Genomic DNA, 1,226 nt, shown 5'->3' with positions numbered 1-1,226 from the left:
CCTCACCGGGTGACACCTTCTTCAAAGCCTATTTCCTCGATGACAAAGGCTTGACCGTCTCTGCCATGGATCTCTATCGCAAACATTTTGATGCCAATGCCGATGACATTGATATGTATCCCATGCTGATCAAAGCCTATAATGACCTGAAACTGGAAAAGCAGAAAAAGGATAGCGCTTTGAAACTGCAGGATATGCGTAAAGCCACTGGCGGTTGATCTTGCCGCTGCGGATTCCTGTCCGCAACACACTGGCTGTGTTGACCATCTCTCTACGACCTGAGCGGGTATGACTCGCTCAGGTCGTTTTGTTCTTGCGCATGGTTGACAACGTGATGCAGTTATGAATTAATCTTCGATCAATACTTCTATTTTTCCTGTAATGCCGGGAGAAAGCGATCGACCATGAAAAAATTGCTGAGTCGCTATGATCTGTTACTAGTCATCCTGCTGTTTCTTCTTGCCATACCAGCAGAACAATATGAATCCTTTGCCTTCCTGGAAGAGCAAACCATCTCCTTTCGCCATCTGTTGCGGCAAAGCAAAGGCAAGCCAGAACAAACGCAATTTTCCAAAGATGCCATCGTCCTGGTCAATACCGATGAAAAATTTTTTACCGCCTATGGCAGTTTTCCTCTGCGCCGGACCGATATTGGCAAGATTGCTGAAAATCTGCGCGCACTGGGCGCCAGGGTGGTGGCAGTCGACTTGCTGATGGACTTTCCCAGCTCCTACGGAGAGGATCCCCCCACCGCCGAATCATTCAAAAAAGCGGGTAATGTCATGGTGGTCTCCCAGGCTGAATTCAGAAAAAATCAATTTATCAAGCTGAATACAGCCACCCCAGTATTGGCCGATGTCACGCAAAACGGTTATACCAATATCGGCTCGCAAAGTGCCCTTGTGACCTCACTCTCCCGTCTGAAAATTTATCCAACCATCAACCAACAGGTCAACGCATGGCCTTTTGCCGTTAAAGCTCTCGCCATGTACCTGGGGGTGGAGCCGCAACTGGAAAATAATATCTTGAAACTGGGAGAGAAAATTGCGGTTCCTCTCGATCAATTTGGCAATTTTTATATTGATTTTCCGGCGCTGCCCTCTGGAACAAAATTTTTAAGCCAATCAGCAGGCTTAAGCGCATTGGACTTTATCGATATCGACAAATTGGATGAGGATGAACGCCTGGAGTTGAGCGTCTGGGTCAAGGATAAGTTGGTTTTGCTC

At 47.2% G+C, this 1,226-nt stretch carries 1 protein-coding gene and 1 pseudogene; both read left to right on the top strand.

The window, feature by feature from the left end; all coding sequences use genetic code 11:
• Positions 1-218 (top strand): annotated as a pseudogene (locus EJP87_RS18200) (hypothetical protein); the annotation flags it as partial.
• Between the two features lie 186 nt (positions 219-404).
• A partial coding sequence (locus EJP87_RS16700) for a CHASE2 domain-containing protein (protein ID WP_130472959.1) occupies positions 405-1,226 on the top strand: 822 nt, incomplete at its 3' end.

The sequence above is a fragment of the Candidatus Magnetaquicoccus inordinatus genome, from assembly GCF_004217665.1.
Taxonomy (GTDB): Bacteria; Pseudomonadota; Magnetococcia; order Magnetococcales; family Magnetaquicoccaceae; genus Magnetaquicoccus; species Magnetaquicoccus inordinatus.
This window is presented reverse-complemented; position numbering and strand designations above follow the sequence as displayed.